Raw genomic sequence first — 459 nt, 5'->3', positions numbered from 1 at the left:
GTACGTCCGCCGCCTCGTCATTCCCGAGAAGTCCATCGTGCTCGATCTGAGTGGGGTGAACAGCTTTGCACCGCAAGCCGTTTCACTCTTCTACGCCATCGACGCACGTTGCGGTGAACTGGGCGTGGACTGGGCGGTCGTCGCCAGCGGCGCCGTGCTGGCCGAACTCGACGACGACGACGCCGGTGTGCCGCTGACGGCATCGGTACCCGACGCTCTGCATCACTTCGCCGAGGGCACCATGGCCCGCCGGCGACTCCTGCCCCTGCTCGTCAAGAGCGCCTGACCAGAAAGGCCAACCCGCCATGCTGATCGACATCCGTTGGCTGAGCGTCCTGCTGCACCGCCGGCACCGTCTCTCACAACTGCAGTTGACCGCACGCTGAGACCGGGCCCCCGGGCCCTCCGGCAACATCGTCGACACGCCCGTGACAGGGCGGAGACGGGACCGTTACCCGC

At 67.1% G+C, this 459-nt stretch carries 1 pseudogene; it reads left to right on the top strand.

Going from position 1 to position 459, the window contains the following annotated elements:
* Positions 1-286, top strand: a pseudogene (locus HOP58_RS22830) (hypothetical protein); the annotation flags it as partial.
* Positions 287-459 lie beyond the last annotated feature (173 nt).

Source organism: Halomonas sp. MCCC 1A11062 (genome assembly GCF_021404355.1).
Taxonomy (GTDB): domain Bacteria; phylum Pseudomonadota; class Gammaproteobacteria; order Pseudomonadales; family Halomonadaceae; genus Halomonas; species Halomonas aerodenitrificans.
This window is presented reverse-complemented; position numbering and strand designations above follow the sequence as displayed.